At 74.9% G+C, this 18,948-nt stretch carries 15 protein-coding genes; 9 read left to right on the forward strand and 6 right to left on the reverse strand.

Translation table 11 applies throughout. The annotated features are described in order from the left end of the window. The first annotated feature begins 306 nt into the window (after window positions 1–306). A complete protein-coding gene (locus tag AB0399_RS25455) occupies window positions 307–1,788 on the forward strand; it encodes a SulP family inorganic anion transporter (RefSeq protein ID WP_366412912.1) in 1,482 nt (493 codons plus the stop codon). Between the two features lie 234 nt (window positions 1,789–2,022). After that, window positions 2,023–3,975, forward strand: coding sequence for a protease pro-enzyme activation domain-containing protein (locus AB0399_RS25460; protein ID WP_366412913.1), 1,953 nt, complete (start codon window positions 2,023–2,025; stop codon window positions 3,973–3,975). Window positions 3,976–4,075: 100 nt separating this feature from the next. Here AB0399_RS25460 and AB0399_RS25465 read toward each other — a convergent pair whose 3' ends face one another. Next, window positions 4,076–5,623, reverse strand: coding sequence for an MFS transporter (locus AB0399_RS25465; RefSeq protein WP_366412937.1), 1,548 nt, complete (start codon window positions 5,621–5,623; stop codon window positions 4,076–4,078). A gap of 395 nt (window positions 5,624–6,018) precedes the next feature. Continuing rightward, window positions 6,019–7,065, reverse strand: coding sequence for an NAD(P)/FAD-dependent oxidoreductase (locus tag AB0399_RS25470; RefSeq protein ID WP_366412914.1), 1,047 nt, complete (start codon window positions 7,063–7,065; stop codon window positions 6,019–6,021). Window positions 7,066–7,166: 101 nt separating this feature from the next. Here AB0399_RS25470 and AB0399_RS25475 point away from each other — a divergent pair, with 101 nt between their 5' ends. The 6 genes from AB0399_RS25475 to AB0399_RS25500 all read left to right on the forward strand — a co-directional run bounded on the left by AB0399_RS25475 (window position 7,167) and on the right by AB0399_RS25500 (window position 11,839). Beyond that, entirely contained in the window at window positions 7,167–7,736 is a 570-nt protein-coding gene (locus AB0399_RS25475; RefSeq protein ID WP_366412915.1) for an XRE family transcriptional regulator, read from the forward strand. Window positions 7,737–7,842: 106 nt separating this feature from the next. Then, window positions 7,843–8,757: a class I SAM-dependent methyltransferase gene (locus tag AB0399_RS25480; protein ID WP_366412916.1), complete on the forward strand. Its 915-nt coding sequence runs from the start codon at window positions 7,843–7,845 to the stop codon at window positions 8,755–8,757. A 97-nt stretch (window positions 8,758–8,854) separates the two neighbouring features. Further along, entirely contained in the window at window positions 8,855–9,046 is a 192-nt protein-coding gene (locus tag AB0399_RS25485; protein ID WP_366412917.1) for a hypothetical protein, read from the forward strand. 3 nt (window positions 9,047–9,049) lie between these two features. After that, window positions 9,050–9,970, forward strand: coding sequence for an FAD:protein FMN transferase (locus AB0399_RS25490; RefSeq protein ID WP_366412918.1), 921 nt, complete (start codon window positions 9,050–9,052; stop codon window positions 9,968–9,970). Between the two features lie 4 nt (window positions 9,971–9,974). Continuing rightward, window positions 9,975–10,634: a response regulator transcription factor gene (locus tag AB0399_RS25495; RefSeq protein ID WP_329372416.1), complete on the forward strand. Its 660-nt coding sequence runs from the start codon at window positions 9,975–9,977 to the stop codon at window positions 10,632–10,634. Window positions 10,635–10,696: 62 nt separating this feature from the next. Continuing rightward, complete coding sequence (locus AB0399_RS25500; protein WP_366412919.1) at window positions 10,697–11,839, forward strand: HAMP domain-containing sensor histidine kinase; 1,143 nt, start codon at window positions 10,697–10,699, stop codon at window positions 11,837–11,839. A 12-nt stretch (window positions 11,840–11,851) separates the two neighbouring features. Here the strand turns inward: AB0399_RS25500 and AB0399_RS25505 are convergent, their stop codons facing one another. Continuing rightward, window positions 11,852–14,110, reverse strand: a complete 2,259-nt coding sequence (locus AB0399_RS25505; protein WP_366412920.1) for a hypothetical protein — start codon at window positions 14,108–14,110, stop codon at window positions 11,852–11,854. 111 nt (window positions 14,111–14,221) lie between these two features. Between AB0399_RS25505 and AB0399_RS25510 the strand changes: the two genes are divergently transcribed. After that, window positions 14,222–14,953: an SOS response-associated peptidase gene (locus tag AB0399_RS25510; protein ID WP_366412921.1), complete on the forward strand. Its 732-nt coding sequence runs from the start codon at window positions 14,222–14,224 to the stop codon at window positions 14,951–14,953. Between the two features lie 47 nt (window positions 14,954–15,000). Here AB0399_RS25510 and AB0399_RS25515 read toward each other — a convergent pair whose 3' ends face one another. The 3 genes from AB0399_RS25515 to AB0399_RS25525 form a co-directional block, all read right to left on the reverse strand. Next, window positions 15,001–16,749, reverse strand: coding sequence for an alpha/beta hydrolase (locus AB0399_RS25515; RefSeq protein ID WP_366412922.1), 1,749 nt, complete (start codon window positions 16,747–16,749; stop codon window positions 15,001–15,003). 87 nt (window positions 16,750–16,836) lie between these two features. Beyond that, the gene (locus tag AB0399_RS25520; protein WP_329374517.1) at window positions 16,837–17,481 is read right to left on the reverse strand and encodes a response regulator transcription factor; all 645 of its coding nucleotides are present in this window, start codon (window positions 17,479–17,481) and stop codon (window positions 16,837–16,839) included. Between the two features lie 53 nt (window positions 17,482–17,534). Then, complete coding sequence (locus tag AB0399_RS25525; protein WP_366412923.1) at window positions 17,535–18,917, reverse strand: sensor domain-containing protein; 1,383 nt, start codon at window positions 18,915–18,917, stop codon at window positions 17,535–17,537. Between the last annotated feature and the right edge of the window lie 31 nt (window positions 18,918–18,948).

Consider the following 18,948-nt stretch of genomic DNA (forward strand, 5'->3'; position numbering starts at 1 on the left):
CGCCGTGAGGCCATGAGGCCGCCCGCGCGCTGAGCCGGTCGGCCGCCGTACGCCCGGCCGACGCCGGGCACCCCCTCGTCGCCCCATCGGACCCCGCGCCGCATGCCGGCCCGCTGCCGAACTCCCCCCGGCCGCACGCCACTTCCCCGACCTCCGCCCGCCCCGACGGGCGATCCGCGCACCGCCGCCTCGGCCCCGCGCGTCCTCCTCGCGCGGCCGTGACCGGCCGCGCCCGAGCCCGACAGGCACCCGGTCTTGCTGACATCGCCCTCGCCCCTTCCGCCGCCCCCGCCCTCGCCTTCGAACGTGCCCGTGCGCCCTCGCGGCCTGCCCCGACCGCCCTGGCTGTCCCCGAACGTCTTCCGGGTGGAGGTGCTGGCCGGCCTGGTGGTCGGACTGGCGCTGATCCCCGAGGCGATCTCGTTCTCCGTGATCGCCGGCGTGGACCCCAAGGTCGGGCTCTTCGCGGCCTGCACGATGGCGATGGTCATCGCGTTCGTCGGCGGGCGGCCGGCGATGATCTCCGCCTCCACCGGCGCCGTCGCGCTGGTCGTGGCACCGGTCGTCCGCCACCACGGACTCGGCTACCTCATCGCGACGGTGATCCTGGCCGGCGTCTTCCAGATCGTGCTGGGCTCGCTCGGGGTGGCCAAGCTGATGCGGTTCGTGCCGCGTTCGGTGATGGTGGGCTTCGTCAACGCGCTGGGCATCCTGCTGTTCACCGCGCAGATCCCCAACCTCCATGACGTCCCCTGGGCGGTGTATCCGCTGGTCGTCGCGGGGCTGGCGATGATGGTGTTCTTCCCGCGCCTGACGAAGGCGGTGCCCGCGCCGCTGGTGTCCATCGTGATCCTGACGGTGGTCACGGTGGCGGCGGGGATCTCGGTGCCGACGGTCGGCGACAAGGGCAGGCTGCCGTCGTCGCTGCCGGCGCCGGGACTGCCGGACGTACCGTTCGACGCGCACACGCTGACCGTGATCGCGCCCTACGCGCTGGCGATGGCACTGGTCGGCCTGATGGAGACGCTGATGACCGCCAAGCTCGTGGACGACATCACCGACACCCCCTCCAACAAGACCCGCGAGTCCATCGGGCAGGGCGTGGCCAACATCGTCACCGGGCTCTTCGGCGGCATGGGCGGCTGCGCGATGATCGGCCAGACCATGATCAACGTCAAGAACGGCGCCCGAACCCGGCTGTCCACGTTCCTGGCGGGGTTCTTCCTGCTGATCCTGTGCATCGTCCTCGGGCCGGTGGTCTCCCGCATCCCGATGGCCGCGCTGGTCGCGGTGATGGTGCTGGTGTCGGTCGGCACCTTCGACTGGCACTCCGTCAAGCCCGCCACGCTGAAGCGGATGCCGATCGGCGAGACCACCGTGATGGTCGTCACCGTCGCCGTGGTGGTGGCCACCGGCAACCTGTCGATCGGTGTCGTGGTCGGCACGGTCCTCGCCATGGTGATCTTCGCCCGCCGGGTCGCCCGACTCACCGACGTCACCGCGGTCCTCGACCCCGACGGGAAGAGCGTCGTCTACGCCGTCACCGGCCAGCTCTTCTTCGCCTCCGCCAACGACCTGGTGGCCCGGTTCGACTACACCGGCGACCCCGACCGGGTCGTCATCGACCTCAGCGGCGCCCGCGTCTGGGACGCCTCCTCCGTCGCGGCTCTGGATGCGATCACCACCAAGTACGCCGGCCGCGGCAAGGCCGTGGAGATCGTCGGGCTCGACGAGCACAGCGCCCGGGTGCACGGCGACCTCAGCGGCGCGCTCACCGGCAGCCACTGACCCCCTCCGCCGCGCCGGCGGGGAGACGCGTACGGCCGACCGGGTCGCGACCGCCGGCCTGCCGCAACCGGGGGCGGCCGGGGTGCGTTGTACACAGAGCGGGGGCGGATGCCGCCGGGGCAGGTGCGGTTGCGGAGGAGCGAGGGACCGATGGGACGAGTGCGCCGGCGTGAGCGGGGAACGGCGACGGCGACGGCCGCGGCCGGCAGCGGTGGTCGTGGAGCGGCGCGTGCCGTGGCCGCCTGCCTTGCCGTGATGGCCGCGGGCGCGGTGCTGGGGGCGCCCGACACCGCACGCGCGGCGTCCACCGCCACGGTGCCGGGCTCGGTCTCCCCGGCGGTGCCCGCCGCGACTCTCGTCGGGGCCGCGCCCTCCTCCCAGGCGATGACCGTCCAGGTGTGGCTGGCGCCCGACCTCGCGGGCGCCGAGGCGTTCGCGGACGCGGTCGCCACGCCGGGCAACGCCGAGTACCGGCACTACCTGGCGCCGAGCGCCTACACCGCGCGGTTCGCCCCTACGGCCGCACGCGCCGAGGCGGTCGCGTCGTGGCTGACCGCCAAGGGGCTCAAGGCCGTTCACGTCGACGGCGGCCGTGACTACGTCTCGGCGACCGGGCCGGTGTCCGCGGTCCAGTCGGCGTTCCAGGTGCGGATCGGCCGGTACCGGGCGAAGGACGCGGCGGGCGGTGGCGCGGAGTTCCAGTCCAACGACCGCGAGGTGTCGGTGCCGGCCGCGCTCGCGCCCGACGTGCTGGGCGTGACCGGGCTCGGCGACGGTTCCGCGGCACGACGCGGCACCGCTCAGTCGGCCCCGACGGCTCCGACGGCACCGAACTCCTCGAACTCCCCGAACTCCTCGAACTCCCCGAAGCCGGCGACGTGTTCCCGCTCCTGGGCGCAGCACGTGCACGGCTTCCACCCGGCCTACCGGGGTCTGACCAAGGCGTCGCTCCCGATCTGCGGCTACTCCGCCGCCCAGTTGCGCGCGGCCTACGGGGCGACGTGGACGGCCACCGGCAAGGGCCAGACCGTCGCCCTGACCGAGGAGACATCGCCGACCGCGATGTTCCAGACGCTGACGGACTACGCGAAGAGCAACCACCTGCCGCTGCCGAAGCGCTCCCAGTTCAGGCAGGTCACCGCCGGCAGCGCCTGCGCGTCGCCGACCCGGGCCCGCGACGCGGCGGACGGGCCCGCCGTCGACGACGAGGCGGAGATGGACTCCGAGGCGGTCTACGCGATGGCGCCCGGCGCCGACCAGTTGATGGTCGTGGGCCAGGGCTGCGACGAGGACCAGGCGCTGCTCGACGCCGCGCTCGCGGTACTGAACGGGAAGGGCGGCCGTCCGCGGGCCTCCCTCGTGTCCAACTCGTGGCAGATCCCGCTGGGAGAGGTGCCGGCGAAGACCGTGCACGCGATCGACGTGCGGGCCGCCGCCGAGGGGGTCGGCATGTACTTCGCGTCCGGTGACACCACCGGCCTGACGGTCACCGACTCCGACCCGTACGCGGTCGCGGTCGGCGGCACCACCGTCGGCCTCGGGCCGGCCGGGAACCGGGTGTTCGAGACCGGCTGGTCCGACGACTACGGCTACCTGGACGGCGGCAAGTGGACCGACGTCGGCATCAGCGGCGGCGGCGGAGGCACCAGTGGCGTGTACCGGCAACCCGCCTACCAGAAGGGCGTCGTGCCCCCGTCGATGGCGCGGGTCCGGGTCGGCAAGCAGACCGTCACCGGCCGGGCGGTGCCCGACATCGCGGCCGACGCCGACCCCGACACCGGCATGCTGACCGGCTACATCGACACGGTCAGCCACGGCAAGCCGGGGCCGTACCACACGATGCCGAACGCCGGCACCAGCCTGGCGTGCCCGCTGATCGCCGGGCTGGTCGCCGACGCGCAGCAGGGCCGCGAACCCTTCGGCTTCATCAACCCGCTGCTCTACCGCCTGGCCGGCACCCGAGCCCTCCACGACGTCCTGCCGATCCGCCCCTCGGCGCCGCAGCAGGACCGGAGCGCCTGGATCGCGGCCGACGGCGCCGGGACCAGCCCGGGCATCGACGTCTTCGACGCCCAGGACCCCGCCCAGACCCAGCAGGTCACCGCCAAGGGCTACGACACGATGACAGGCGTCGGCACCCCGAACGGCCCCGCCTTCCTCACCGCCCTGCGCCGCGCCCCCCGCTGACCCTCCCCCCGACGCGCACCCGCTGGACCCGCACGCCCGGCGCACGGTCCCACCAGAGGTCGTGCCCGAGGGGTCGCCGAGATGCCTGCCGGCGCGATCGTCACGCCGGGTCCGGGCCGCCCGGGGGCGGGAGGGCGCCGGCGGGGGAGACGGGGACGGCGGCGGGGGAGACGGGTTCGGCGGGGGTCGGTCGGTCCGTCGAGGTGGGTGCGGGGCGGAGCGGCCCGCGGGCGAGGAGGTAGAGGAAGAGGGCGGCCATGACGGCGACGCCCGCCCACATGGCCCGCTGCCAGCCGTCGACGAAGGACCGCTGGGCCGCGTCGACCAGTTCGTGGGCGTGGGGGCCGGCGCCGTTCGCGGCCTCGACCGCGTTGGCGACGCCTTCGCGCGCGGTGGCGGCGGAGCCGCGGGGTACGCCGTCGAGCCGCCCGTCGATGGCATGGCGGTACCCGGCGGACAGCAGGGCGCCGAGGAGCGCGACGCCGAGCGCGGTGCCGAACTCCCGGGTGACGTCGTTGAGCGCGGAGGCCACGCCCTGGCGCTCCCGCGGCAGCGCGCTGGTGATGGCCTCCGTCGAGGGCGTCATCGACAGTCCCATGCCGATCCCCATCGCGAGCATGCCGGGCAGCACCGACAGGTAGCCGCCGCTGACGGAGACGAGCGCCGCCATCAGGGCCAGCCCGGCACCGGCCAGGAAGACGCCGGCCGCCATGGTGGACCGGCCGCCGATCCGCGCGGCGAGCTTGGGCGCGAGGCCGGAGGTGAGCATCATGAGCACCGCCATGGGCATGAGCGCCACCGTGGACAGCAGCCCGGACCAGCCCAACACGGCCTGGAAGAACGGGAAGAGGACCACGAAGATGCCCGCCTGCACGCCGAAGACCGCCAGCAGCGTGATCGATCCGCCGGCCGGCCCGCGCGCGCGGAAGAGGCGTACGTCCAGCAACGCGGCGTCGCGAAGGCGCAGTTGCCACGCCACGAACCCGGTGGCGGCGACCACCCCGACGGCGAGGGCGAGCAGCGTCGCGGGAGCGGTCCAGCCGCGTTCGGGACCGTCCTGGAGGACGAGGATGAGGCCGACCACCGCGACGATCGAGGTCAGCGCGCCGACGGTGTCGAAGCTGTGCCCCGACCGTTCACGGGAGTGGGGAACGAACCGCAGCGCCATCACGAACGCCACGACGACGAGCACGACCGGCAGGACGAACAGCCAGCGCCAACTCGCCAGGTCCACCAGGGCGGCGGACAGGAACATGCCGACGATGCCGCCCCCTCCGGCGACCCCGGTCCACACGCCGATCGCCCGGCCGCGCTCCTCCGGCGGGAAGGTGGAGGTGATGACGGCGAGCGTGATGGGCATGATGATCCCCGCGCCCACCCCGCTGAGCACCCGCGCGGCGAGCATCACCTCCGTCGACGGGGCGAGCCCGGCCGCCGTGCTCGCCGCACCGAAGACGGCCAGACCGGTCAGCAGCATCGGTTTGCGGCCCACCCGGTCGCCGAGCGAGCCGAGCGGCAGGAGCAGCGCGGCCAGGGTGAGCGTGTAGATGTTGATGATCCACAGGATGGTGCTCTGCGAGGCGCCGAACGCGACCGCGAGGTCCGGCTGCGCCACGTTGAGCCCGGACACCGACGCGATCACGGCCATCAGCGCGACGCAGACGGCCACCAGGATCGTGCGACGCCGGCGGGCGTCCGGCACGCCCTCGCCGGTCGCGCCGACCGGATCAACGGCGCCCACCTGGGGGAGCGGGTTCGTACTCAAGGGGTCCTCCGGACAGCGGGAAACGGACAGCGGGAAACGGACAGCGGGACTGCGGAAAGGAGCATGCGGACAGCGGCGCGCAGCGGTCGCCGGGCGCGAGGGCGGGTGTCGTGAACGGGTCCGCGGGGCACGTTCGTCCGCGGATTCGCGCGCGGGCGGTAGCGCGGGCGCGGATACGACGCGCCGCGGGGGGCGGGTTTACCGGCCTACGGGCCTACGGGATCGGGGAGTTGCGGGGCCGCTGGGCGTGCACCGGCGGCAGGCGGCGTCGGCGGGTTTCAGGCGGCGCTGTCGTCGCGCCGCACCGCCGCGAGCGCCGCCTCGGTGTCGGCCGCGGCCAGGTCGGCGTTGATGTGGGCGCCGGCCAGCGCACCCGCCGCCGCCGAGGCACCGACCTGGGCGGTGAGGTCGGTGGCGTTGCCGGCCACCCACACCCCGGGCACGTCGGTGACGCCGGCCGGGCCGGCGGAGAAGCGGCGGCCCATTCCGCCGGGGAAGTCCTCCATCGGAAGGCCGAGCCCCTCCAGCCCGTCGGTGCGGGCGAGCATGCGGGTCACGACCGCGAGGACCCGGCGGGCCACGAGGTGCCCGTCGGCCAGCCGCACGCCCGCGATGCCGCCCGCCCGGTCGGTGACGACCCGTTCCAGCGGGGCGTCGACGATCCGGATGCCGCGGGCGGCGAAGCGCGCCCGGGTGTCTCCGTCGAGCTCGGTGCCGCGGCTGAAGTAGACGAGGTCGTCGGTCAACTGGCGGAAGAGCAGGGCGTGGTGGACCGAGGCGGGGCCCACGGCCAGCACCCCGACGGACTCGTCGCGCACCTCCCAGCCGTGGCAGTACGGGCAGTGCACCACGCCGTGGCCCCAGTGCTCGGCGAGCCCGCGCACGTCGGGCAGGACGTCGCCCAGCCCGGTGGCGACGAGCAGGCGCCGCGCGGTCAGGGCGCCACCGTCGGCGAGGGTGACGGTGAAGCGCGGGTCGTTGCCCTCGGCGGAGGCGGAGGCGGAAGCGGAGGTGGGGGTCGAAGCGGAGGCGGGTGCGGCCGAGGCCACCTCACCGGCGACGACCAGGCCGCCGTAGCTGCGTACCTCCTCGCGCCCCCTTCGCAGCAGCTCGGCCGGCGCGGTGCCCTCCAGGCCGAGCAGGCCGTGCACGGCGTCGGCGGGTGCGTTGCGCGGGGTGCCGCTGTCGATCACGACGACCGAGCGGCGGGAGCGGGCGAGCATCAGCGCGCCGTTCAGTCCCGCGGCGCCGCCGCCGATCACCACGGCGTCGACCGTCCCGCCCGGCAGCTGGTCGGTCTCCCACCCGGAAGCGGTCACAGCCATGGCGTCGTCCCTTTCCCTCTGGCCGGCCGCGGCTGTTCCGGGGCCGTACGCGTACTCACGACGATAGGCACGCCTTGCGAGAGGGGCATATGATCTTGCCTATGGCGCAAGACGATGGTGAGCTGGAAAGCCTGGTACGCAAACGGATCAGGGCCCTGCGGGTGGCGCAGGGCTGGTCGCTGGAGGAACTGGCCGGCCGGGCCAAGGTCAGCCAGTCCACGCTCAGCCGGATCGAGAACGGGCAGCGCCGGCTGGCGCTCGACCAGCTCGTCACCCTCGCGCGGGCCCTGGACACCTCGCTGGACCAGCTCGTCGAGACCGCCACCGACGACGTCATCACCAGTCCGATGATCGACGCGGCCCACGGGCTGATGCGCTGGCCGATGAAGGCGTACCCGGGCATGAGCGTGCTGCGGCAGCGCATGACGAACCCGCCGCCCGACAACCCGGCCCGCATGCGCGCCCATCCGGGCCGCGAGTGGCTCGTGGTCCTGTCCGGCACCGCGGTCCTGCTGCTCGGCAACCGGCGCATCCGCGTGGAGGCCAACCAGTCCGCGGAGTTCCCCACGATGCTGCCGCACGCGATCGGCGCCGAGGGCGGGCCCTGCGAGATCCTGGGCATCTTCGACCGCGACGCGCGCCGCGGCCACCAGCGCGGTGAGGACGCCTGAGCCGGCACCCCCGGCCTCTTGCGCGTCCGGCAGCCCATCCGGCCCTCGTCTTGCGCACCCCGGGAACCGTGGTGCCGCGCCGGCGGCGTCCTCCTAGCGTGGCCGTATGACCCACGCTTCCCCGCACCAGGCACACCAGGCACACCAGGCGCACCAGGCCCGCACAGCAGACCCGGCGCAGCACGGCGCGCGTCCCCTTCCCCCGCACACCCCCGACTCCGACGGCCAGGCGGAGCTGCTCGACCTGGACGCGGAGGTGCTCGCCGAGCACACCGCGGCCATCACCGCGTGGCTGCCGGTCGACGTCGAGCCGCGGCACATCGTGGACCTGGGCTGCGGCACGGGGGCCGGCACCTTCGCCCTGCTCGCGCGCTTCCCCGCGGCGGAACTGACCGCCGTGGACGCCTCCGCGGGCCACCTGGAGCGGTTGCGGGAGAAGGCCGAGGCGCTCGGGGTCGCCGACCGGGTGCGCACGGTGGCGGCCGACCTCGACGGGGATTGGCCCGACCTCGGCCGGCCCGGGCTGGTGTGGGCGTCGGCGTCGCTGCACCACCTGGCCGACCCCGACCGCACGCTGCGCGCGGTCCGTGAACTGCTCGCGCCCGGCGGCCTGTTCGCCGTCGTCGAACTGGCCGGCTTCCCGCGCTTCCTGCCCGCCGACGCGCCGCGGGAGCGGCCCGGCCTGGAGGACCGCTGCCACGCCGCCCTCGCACGCCACCACGCCGAGCACGTGCCGCACCGCGGCGCCGACTGGGGCCCCAGGCTGGCCGCCGCCGGGTTCGCCGCCGCGGGCGAGCGGACGATCAGCGTGCGCGTCGACGCCTCCCGTGACGACGCCGTCGGCCGCTACGCGCTCAGCAGCCTTGAGCGTCTGCGCGCCGGCGCCGCCTCCGCGCTTCCCGCCGAGGACCTCAGCGCGCTCGACCGACTGCTCGACACCGGCGGCCCCTTCAGCATCCTGCGCCGCGACGACCTCGCGGTCCGCACCGAACGCACCGTATGGGCCGCCCGCCGCGCCTGACCCGGGGGGAGGTCCGCCGGCGGACGTGTTACCCGGACGTTAGGTCGCGGCGGGAACAGTGGACGGGCAACCAGCCCGCCTGCTGGAAGAAGCTGCCATGACGAGGACGAGTGGTGCGCTCAGCCGTCCGGACGGCCGGCACCGCGCCCGGGCCGTGCCGCCGCTGCGACGGCCGCTGCGAGGAACGTTGCGTCCCGGCACGGTGTACGGCGCGCCGCACGGCACGGCGTACGCGTCGGCCGCCCGCGCGCGGTCCCGGCGGGCGGCCGACTCCGCGGCCGGGCGCTGACCGGTGCGCACCGCGAGGGAAGGCGTCCTGGGCGCCAGGATCTCGATCGCGGCCCCGGACGCCGTCGACTTCGGCACCTTCCACCGCGCGACCGGGGCCGCCTTCGCCTTGCTGCACCGCGTCGAGGAGGCCATCTGCGCTCCCCGGCAGGGCAGTTCGGTCCGCCTGATCTGCGAGGGACTGCTCGGAGCCGCCGACCTCGACGGCCACCTCGGCGGGCGGGAGAACCACGAGGCGCGGGAGCTGTGCGAGACGCTGCGGGCCGTCGGGGAGCGCGCTTCAGCCGCCTGGGACGGCGGAGGCCGCGCCGGGCGCGGGGAGGACGGACGCGGCCAGGACGGGCGCGGTCAGAACGGGCGCGGGCGCGTACACACAGGACAGGACGGCGGAGTTCCGCGGTTCGATCCGCGCGAAGCGGTCAAGTGCTGGGCGGCGGAACGCGCGAGCGCGCTGCTGGCCGCCCGCGGGCTGCCCCGGCACGTCCTGAACGCGGGCGGCGACCTGCGGCTGCGATCCGATGCCGGCGCCGGCGCCGCCTGGCGGGTGCGGCTGGCCCACCCGCTCGTGACGGGCGGGTTGCTCGCCACGCTGGAGATCCGTGAAGGAGCGGTCGCCACCTGCCAGGCCGCCGAGCGCGCCGCCTCCGTCCGCGCGCCCGCGACCGGACCAGGTGCCAGCGGCCTCACCCAGGTCACCGTGACCGGCCCCGACCTGGCCCGGGCCGACCTCCATGCCGCGGCAGCGATGGCGCAGCCGACCACCGCGCGCGCCCGTGCCTGGCTCGACCGCCTCGCCGCCGCCACCCCGTACCAGGCGCTGAGCGTCGACACCCGGGGCCGTATCCACGCCACCTCCGGTCTGGCCGGCCTGATCCGCCTGGAAGGGGAGCCGGCGGCCGGGGAAAGCGGCCAGGGGACAGGATGAGGCCATGCGTATCCTGATAGTCGAGGACGAGCAGCGGCTGGCCGCCGTCATAGCCGAAGGGCTGCGTGACCAGGGCATGGCGGTGGACGTCAGCCACGACGGTGACGACGCGCTGACCAAGGTCGAGATCAACGGCGGCTACGACGTCCTCATCCTCGACCGCGACCTGCCCGGCCGGTCCGGCGACGAGGTCTGCGCGGAACTCGCGGGCCGGGCCGAACCGCCGATGATCCTCATGCTCACCGCGCTGTCGGGCATCGACGACCGCGTCGACGGGCTGGCCCTCGGCGCCGACGACTACCTGGGCAAGCCCTTCTCCTTCGCCGAACTCACGCTGCGCGTGCGGGCGTTGGGCCGGCGCAAGGGATCGCACGGAGTGACCCTGGTCTGCGGTGACCTGACGATGGACACGTTGCAGCGGACCGTGGTGCGCGGCGGCCGGCCGGTGCCCCTCACCGCCAAGGAGTTCACCGTGCTGCGGCTGCTGCTGGCCGCGGACGGGGCGGTGCTCAGCCATGAACAGCTCCTGGAGCGGGCCTGGGACGAGAACGCGGACCCGTTCACCAACACCGTACGGGTGACCGTCAACCGGCTCCGGCGCAAGCTCGGCCCGCCCGACCTGATCGAAACCCTCGTGGGCGCCGGCTACCGGATCGCCCGGTGACCGCGCCCGGCCCCACGGCCGGCCGGCTGCGTCGTACGGTGCGCCGGCTGCGTCGGCCGTCTTTGACCATTCGTACGCGCCTCACCCTCACCTACGCCGCCTTGTTCACGGTCGGCGGCAGCGCCCTGGTGCTGGCGATGACCACCGCGCTCTACCACGAGATCTTCCGCCCGCTGCCCGCCTCCGCGATACCCGGCAGCCTGGACCCCGACCACGACAACTTCGTCGGCCTGTCCGACCAGATCCGTGACGCGGCGGCGTCGCGCCTGCTGGTCATCGCGCTGCTGCTGCTGACGGTCGTCGTCGCGCTGTCCACCCTGGTGGGCTGGTGGGTCGCGGGCCGGCTGCTGCGGCCGATCGCCGAGATCACCGCCGCCGCGCGCAAGGCCACCGACGCGACCCTGCACGAACGGCTGCGCCTGTCCGGGCCGTCCGACGAACTCAGGGAACTCGGCGACACCTTCGACGAGATGCTCGAACGCCTCGACCGCGCCTTCGGCGCCCAACGCCGGTTCGTCGCCAACGCCAGCCATGAACTGCGCACACCGCTGGCGCTGACCCGGGCGGCCGTCGAGGTCACCCTCGCCAAACCCGTCGTCACCGAGGCGCAGTGGCGCACCATGGCGGCCGACGTCGCGGACGCCACCGGCAGCGCCCAGCGGCTGATCGCCGCGCTGCTGGTACTCGCCCGCTCCGAGCGCGGCGCCACCGACCTGGTCGAGGACGACCTCGCCGACGTCGCGGCGGAAGCGCTCGACCAGGTCGCCGGCCGGGTCCGGGTGCGGGGCCTGCGCCTGGAGACCGACCTCGTCTCCACCCCGCTGCTCGCGAACATCGCGCTGCTGGGCATCGCGGTCTCCAACCTCCTGGAGAACGCGGTCCGTTACAACAGCGCGGGTGGCCTGTTACGGGTCACCGCCGCCCCGACCGGCGACGGCGCGGCGCGGCTCACCGTGGTCAACGACGGGCCTGCCCTGCGACCGGACCACGTGGAGAAGCTGTTCGAGCCGTTCAACCGCGGCGACCGCACCCGGCGCCGCAGCGGCCCGCGCGACCTTCCGGACGGCACGGGCCTGGGCCTGTCCATCGTGCGGGCCGTCGCCCGCGCCCACAGCGGCAGTGCCACGGCGACGGCCCGCACGGAGGGCGGCCTGAGCGTCACCTTGCGACTTCCCGCGGACGCCGGCCGCGACACTCCGCCCTGACCGGCACGCCCCTTACGCGTGCTGGTCCTGGTGTGCGGGCTTCCGGTGGACGGGCTTGCCGTGCGACGGCTTCTTGTGCGGCGGTTCGTGGTGCGGGGGCCGCGGGTGCGGAGCGCTGCCGACGGTGATGGTGACGCTCGCGGGCCGGCTGGCGACCTGGTTGCCGTGCGGATCGGTCCCGGCGGCCACGGCCACGTTGGTGACCGGGCAGTCGCAGCCGTCCCCGCCCTTGCCCTTGGTCGTCCCCTCGGCCTTCCCGCATGCCTCGGCGTCGGCCTTGGTGATGGTGTAGCTGCCCTGGCAGGTGGTGCTCGCCCCGGGTGCCAGCGTGGTGGCGTCGCAGGTGATGCCGGTGACGCGGTCGTCGCTGACCAGCACGTCGTGGAGGTCCGTGCTGCCGGTGTTGGTGACGGTGTAGGTGTAGCGCACGGTGTCGCCGGCGGCGTAGGGGCCGGGGGTCGCCACGCGCTTCTTCAGGGTGAGGTGCGGTGCCCCGACCGGCAGCGTCTGCTGGGTCGGTGGGGAGGTCACCGTGCGGTCGTCCGAAGTGCCGCTCGCAGTGGCGGTGTTGGTGACGAAGCCGGCCGTTCCGTCGGCCGCGGTGATGGTGTAGCTGCCGTGGCAGGTGGTGCTGTCGTCAGGGCTCCCCGCGGGGGCGAGCGTGGTGGCGTCGCAGGTGACGCCGGTGATGTGGTCGTCGTCGACGCGGACCCCGGTCAGCCGCGTGCCGCCGGTGTTGCGTACGGCGTAGGAGAACTCGACCGTCTGGCCGACGGAGTACGGTCCGGGGGTCTGCGCCTTCTTCTCCACCACGACGCCGGGCGGCAGTTCGATCGGCACGTGCTCCGACGACGGCGGTGACGTGACCGTCTGGTCGTCGGAGGTGCCGCTGGCGGTGGCGGTGTTCTCGATGGAGCCGTGCGCCACGTCCGCGGCGGTGACCGTGTATGTCGCGGTGCAGGTCGTCGTCTCGCCGGGCGCGAGCGTCGTGGTCGGGCACGACACGGGACCCGTCTTCGGGTCGTCGACGGTGAGGCCGGTGAGGTCCGTCCCGCCGGAGTTGGTGACCACGAAGTCGTAGGGGACCCGCGTGCCGGCCACCAGGTCGCCGGGCAGCGGCTGCCGCACCTGCTTGACCAGGTCGAGCCGGGGCAGCGGCTGATCGCTGCTGACGGCCACGTTCCGGATGAGGTGGACGTCGGTGAACAGACCGGTGGAGGCCGCGAACCCGAACTTGTACGTGGCGGGCAGCGGTTGCGGTGCGGGGGTGCTCAGCACCTGGTGGGGGCCGGTGCCGTCGTTGAAGTCCACCGAGACGTCCACCACCGGGTCGGGCGCCGGGGTGATCTGCACGTGGACCCGGCGGCGCGACGGTTCGAGCGCGGTCTCGGCCTGGACCGGGGTGGCGCCCGCCGGCAGCTCGGTCAGGGGCCCTTGCAACCGCCCGGGAAGGGTCGAGGGCCAGGGCCCGGTGGTGCTGAAGTTGTTCGTGGTGGCGGTCAGGAAGCAGTAGCCCTCGGTGCCGTCGCCGGGGCCGCGCAGCGTGACCATGTTGGCCCCGGGGGCCGGCACGCGGAACTGGGTCCCGGCGGGGGACCGGTCGGCGCAGCCGTTCCCGCGGTGCTCCCAGTCACCGAAGTAGTTGCCGAGGACGTCGAGGCCGACGCCGAGGTAGCCGCCGTCCACGCCGGGCAGGAAGGTGGCGGCGGGGTCGTCGTCGGGGAGCTTCTGGGCGTAGCCGAGACTGCCGCCGAAGGCCCCGGGGTGGGTCAGCGCGCGGTCGCCGTCGACCAGGAAGAACGAGATGCCGTCGGCGGGGGTGGCCGGGGTGGTGCTGCCGTACTGCCACTGGTCGAAGGTGACGTCGAGACCCTGCGTGGCGGGCAGCGCGTGGTTGTAGAGGACCGCTCCTGACTGGTCGTTGGACGCGTCGGTGAGCCGCAGGTAGCCGTGCGGCGCCCCGTCGGCCGGCGGCACCGGCCCGGTCCCGTCCGGGCAGCCACCCAGCGGATGGTCCCCCGGGCCCGGCGCCGGCGCGGCGGCGGCCCCGGTCAGGCAGGCCGACCCCACACCGGTGAAGTCCGGCGCGGTGGCCTGGGTGAACGTCTCGCCGATCAGGGGCGTGCCGCCGGCGCGGGGCTGGGCGTGGGCGCTGGTGTCCAGCGACAGGGCCGCCCCGGCGCCGAGCGCGAGGGTCAGCGCGGCCGCGGTGACCCTCGCGGTCCCGACCCGGGGCAGGCCGAACCGCCATGGCTTCAATCGTCTCGTCATACCTTCACGTATCGACCGTTCGCCGGGAGTCCGACCCCGGTCGGCCCGCCGGGTACGCCGGACGGCTGCGCGATGATCCCCACCTGGCGGCGGGCGTGGCACGGTGGAGGGATGTGCGGAAGGTATGTCGCGGCCAGGGCCGCGCAGGATCTCGCGACCGCGTTCGCCGCCCAGGTGCAGGTCAGGGAGGGGGAGCAGGCGCCGGCGGTGAGCTGGAACGTGGCCCCGACCGACCAGGTGTGGGGCGTGGTGGAACGCAGGGGCGAGGAGTCCGCCGAGCCGGTCCGGCAGCTGCGCCCGCTGCGCTGGGGGCTGGTGCCGTCCTGGGCGAAGTCGCCGTCCTCGGGGGCGAAGCTGATCAACGCGCGGGCCGAGAGCGTCCACGAGAAGCCCGCCTTCCGCAAGGCGTTCGCCACCCGGCGCTGCCTGCTCCCCGCCGACGGCTACTACGAATGGGAGACCGTCCCGGCGACCGAGCACAGGAAGGCGGCGAAGAAGCCGTACTACCTGCACCCGGCCGACGGTTCGCTGCTGGCGATGGCCGGCCTCTACGAGTTCTGGCGGGACCGGTCGCTGCCGGAGGACGAGCGGGAGTGGATCGTCTCCTGCACGATCATCACCACCGACGCGACCGACTCCTCCGGCCGGGTCCACCCCCGGATGCCCCTCACGATCGCCCCCGAGCACTACGCCGAGTGGCTCGACCCGGACCAGCACGCCCCGGACGACCTGCGCGCCCTCCTGGCGCTCCCGTCCGACGGCGACCTGGACCTGCGCCCGGTCCCGCCCACCGTCAACAGCGTCCGCAACGACGGGCCCGAACTGATCGCCGAGGCACGCTGAGGGCATGAGCACGGGCCGGGGCAGGTCGGCCGGGCCGGGCGGGCGGTTCAGGTGGTGGACGGCGCCGGGCCGAAGGGCTGGACGTCGCCGCGGCAGTGGGTGACCTTCGGGGCGCGGGCCAGCGGCCTGAGCAGGTAGCCGAACGCCGTGTCGTCCACGCAGGCCGACGTCCCCAATGCCTCGTGGCCCCAGCTGTCGCTGGAGACCAGCCGGCTGTTGGGCAGCAGCCCGGCCACCTTCACCGCGCTGTCGTAACTGGTCACCGGGTCCCACAGGTCGCCGATCACCAGCACGGGCGCGGCGGTGCGCCGGTCGAACGGGCCCCGGTAGACGGCCTCGTCCTGCGCGGGCCAGGTGCTGCCCGCGCACTGCACGCTCAGCCAGGCGTAGTACGCCCCGAAGTACGGGGCGTCACGGTCCGCCGCCGCGGCGGCGGCCGGCCACGACGCGGCGCGCGCGGCGTGCGGACCGTCCGCGCACACCTTCCCGGAGAAGGCTTCGAGCCGGTTGTCGTAGCCCGCCGCGGGCTGCGCGGCGGGGTGGCGCGCGAGGAAGCGCCGGACCACGGCGGCGCGATCGGCGCCCGCGCCGCCGGGCGCGGTGAGCCGCGCCAGGTCGGTCAGGTCGGCGAACAGGCCGACGTACCCGTCCGGGTCGTGCAGCCACTGCTCCGTGTCGCGCACCAGGTTCGCGTACGTGTAGGTGGTCGTGGTGACGCCGGGCGCGGCGAGGCGCAGCGGGTGGGCCCGCAGCCGGTCGGCCAGCCGGCCGAACCGGGCCTGGGGGTCCGCGTCGGCGAAGGAGCAGACGGACGGCCCGGCCCGCCCGCAGCGGTCGAGCAGTTCGTGCAGCGCGCGGTAGCCGGCGGCGGCGGAGCCCATCCGGTCGAAGACCGGCTGATCCGCGCCGGCCGCTGTGCCGGCGATCGCCTGCGGGTCGACGATGCCGTCGAGCGCGATCGCCCGGACCCGGTCCGGGAACATGTTCGCGTAGACCTGCCCGAGGTAGGACCCGAAGGACTCGCCGAGGTAGGTCAGCTTGCTGTCGCCCACGGCCCGCCGCAGCACGTCCATGTCGCGGGCGTCCTGGGTGGTGGACATCGCCGAGGCGACCTGCCGGCCGGTGGTCGCGCAGGCCCGGCCGAACGTCTCGGCGGCGCCGACCCAGGAGCGCTGCTCGGCCGCCGTCACGGGAAAGGGGGCGGAGGTGAGCGGGCCCAGCGCGCGGGCCTGCCGCGCCGCCGTGCCGAAGCACCGGATCTGCCGGCTGCCGCCGACCCCGCGGGGGTCCACCCCGACGATGTCGAACCGGTCGAGGATCGGCTGGCTCACGCCCTGCGGCAGCAACGCGGCGAAGTCCCTGGCCGAGTCGCCGGGCCCGCCGGGGTTGACGAAGAGCGTGCCCAGGCGGTGCGCGGGGTCCTTCGCCCCGACCCGCAGCAGCGCCACGTCGATGGTCGCGCCGAGCGGCTTGCCGTAGTCCAGCGGGAGCCGGGCGGTCGCGCACGCGTCGGTCTTGCGGCAGGCCGTCCAGCGCAGGACAGGCGTGGGCACGCGGTCCACCAGGCGGGCCTCGGCGCCGTCGGTACGGGCCGAGGACGGGGTCGAGGCCGGGGTCGAGGCCGTGACCGGTGCGGCCGCCCGTACCGCCCGCGCCGGTCCGGGTATCCAGGCCAGGCCGGCCAGGGCGAGCAGGGCCGCCGCCACCGCGAAGGCCACGACGAAGGGTGTACGGCGCCGGCCGTGCCGGGTCCTGGGCCGCCGCGGCATGCCCGGGAAGTGAGGTCTCGCTGTCATGCGGACCACCGTCGCGTACCGGCGGGACCCCGGTCACCGGAGCAGGCCGGAGGGTCCGGGGTGTGGCTGGCCCCACCCCCCGCCCGGTCAGGCCCTGAGGTAGGCGAGGACCGCGAGCACCCGCCGGTGCCGGGCGTCGTCGGGCGGCAGCCCGAGCTTGGTGAAGACGTTGCCGATGTGCTTCTCGACCGCGCTGGCGGAGACCACCAGCCGCCGGGCGATGGCCGCGTTGGAGTGGCCCTCCGCGATCAGCGCCAGGATCTCCCGTTCGCGGGCGGTCAGCCGCGCGAGGGCGCTCTCGCGGCGCCGCCCGGTCAGCAACTGCGCGACGACCTGCGGATCGAGGACCGTCGCACCGCGGGCGACCCGGGCCAGTCCGTCCAGGAACTCCTCGACCCGGGCGACCCGGTCCTTCAGGAGGTAGCCGACCGCGCCGGCGCCGTCCGCCAGCAGGTCGGCGGCGTAGGACGCCTCCACGTACTGGCTGAGCACCAGCATGGGGGCGCCGGGCAGTTGCGAGCGGGCGGTGATCGCCGCGCGCAGGCCCTCGTCGGTGTGGGTGGGCGGCATCCGCACGTCGACGACCGAGACGTCGGGGCGGTGCCGCAGCACGGCCTCGACCAGGGCGGGGCCGTCGCCGACCGCGGCCACCACCTCGTGGCCGTCCTCGGCGAGCAGGCGGACCAGGCCCTCGCGCAGCAGCACCGCGTCGTCGGCCACCACGATCCGCAGCGGGTCGCGGGCGGCGCCTTCCAGCGGCGGTACGGGCGCCGTCCCGTACGGGGTCAGCACGGCAACTCCGCGGTGATCGTGGTCGGGCCGCCCTCGGGGCTGCTGATCCGCAGCCGGCCGCCGACCGCGTGCAACCGGTCGTCCAGTCCCCGCAACCCGTGCCCCTTGTCCAGTGCCGCGCCACCCGCTCCGTCGTCCGTCACCCGGACCCGCAGGACGCCCGCAGCGTAGCGCAGCCCGACCGTGCACCGGCCGGCGCGGCTGTGCTTGGCCACGTTGGTCAGCGCCTCGGCGACGACGAAGTACGCGGCCGTCTCGACGGCGGCGTCCAGCCGGCGCTCCAGCGGTTCGGCGTCGATCTCGACCGGGACGGTGGAGCGCGCGGCCAGCGCGGTGAGCGCCTCGCGCAGGCCGCGGTCGACGAGGATCGGCGGGGCGATGCCGCGCGAGAGGCCGCGCAGCTCCTCCAGCGCCTCCTGGGTCTGGACGATCGCGTCGGCCAGCGCCGCCCTGACCGCCTCCGGCCGGCTGTCGAGGTGGCGCTGGGCGCGGCCCAACTCCATTGCCAGCAGCACCAGTCGCTGCTGCGGCCCGTCGTGGATGTCGCGTTCGAGCCGGCGCAGCGCGCTCGCCTCGGCCGTCACCGCGGCGACGGTCTGGGCGCGCGCGGTGTCGCGTTCCTGCTCCAGCCCGCTGATCCGGCGGCGCACCGCGGTCGCGCCGGACAGCAGCGACCGCCCGAGCCCGGTCTGGGCGGCGACGCACGCCCGCGTCACCAGCGGCAGGGTGACCAGCACCAGGACGCCGAGCGCGGTCCCGAACGCGGCCCGCTCGGCCGGTGACGCCAGTCCCAGGCTCAACGCGACATGCGAGCGGTCGCTGCCCGCGTACAGGGACATGGGCCGCATGTGCCGCGACCCGGAGGGCGCGTACTGGTAGCGCAGCGCGGCCGTGGAGCCGCTGACGCCGACGAACCACCACAGTGCCGTGACGGCCGCGGTGACCAGGGCGAGGGGGAGTACGACCACCGGGTGCGCCACCTCCAGCCACAGCCCCGGGTCGGCCCCGGCGACCGTCTCCCTCGGCCCGGCCCCCTCCGGACGGAACTTCCTCGGCCCGGACACCTTCGGACCCGCGCCCGGGCGCCGCGCCCCGGCGGGGAGGGGGCGGACCGCGGCGATCCGCCACCGTTCCACGTCGGCGAACCACCGCACCGGTGCCAGTGCCCACGCCGGGACCCGCGGCCCGCCCGGCAGCAGCGCACCGGCCGCCCGGACACCCAGGCCGCCGAGCACCAGCAGCAGGCCCGCCGCGGCGGCCACGGGCGCGGTGAGCAGGTACGACGACTCCAGGAGCGCGCGGCGCCCGGTACGCAGGAGATACCGGCCGCCCGGCCGCCACCAGCCCCGAACCGCAGCGGGGAACGACTCGGTCATGGCCGCAGCCTAACCAAGCGTGCCGCCGGCC

This window comes from Streptomyces sp. NPDC088194 (assembly GCF_040702025.1).
In the GTDB taxonomy this organism is placed as follows: Bacteria; Actinomycetota; Actinomycetes; order Streptomycetales; family Streptomycetaceae; genus Actinacidiphila.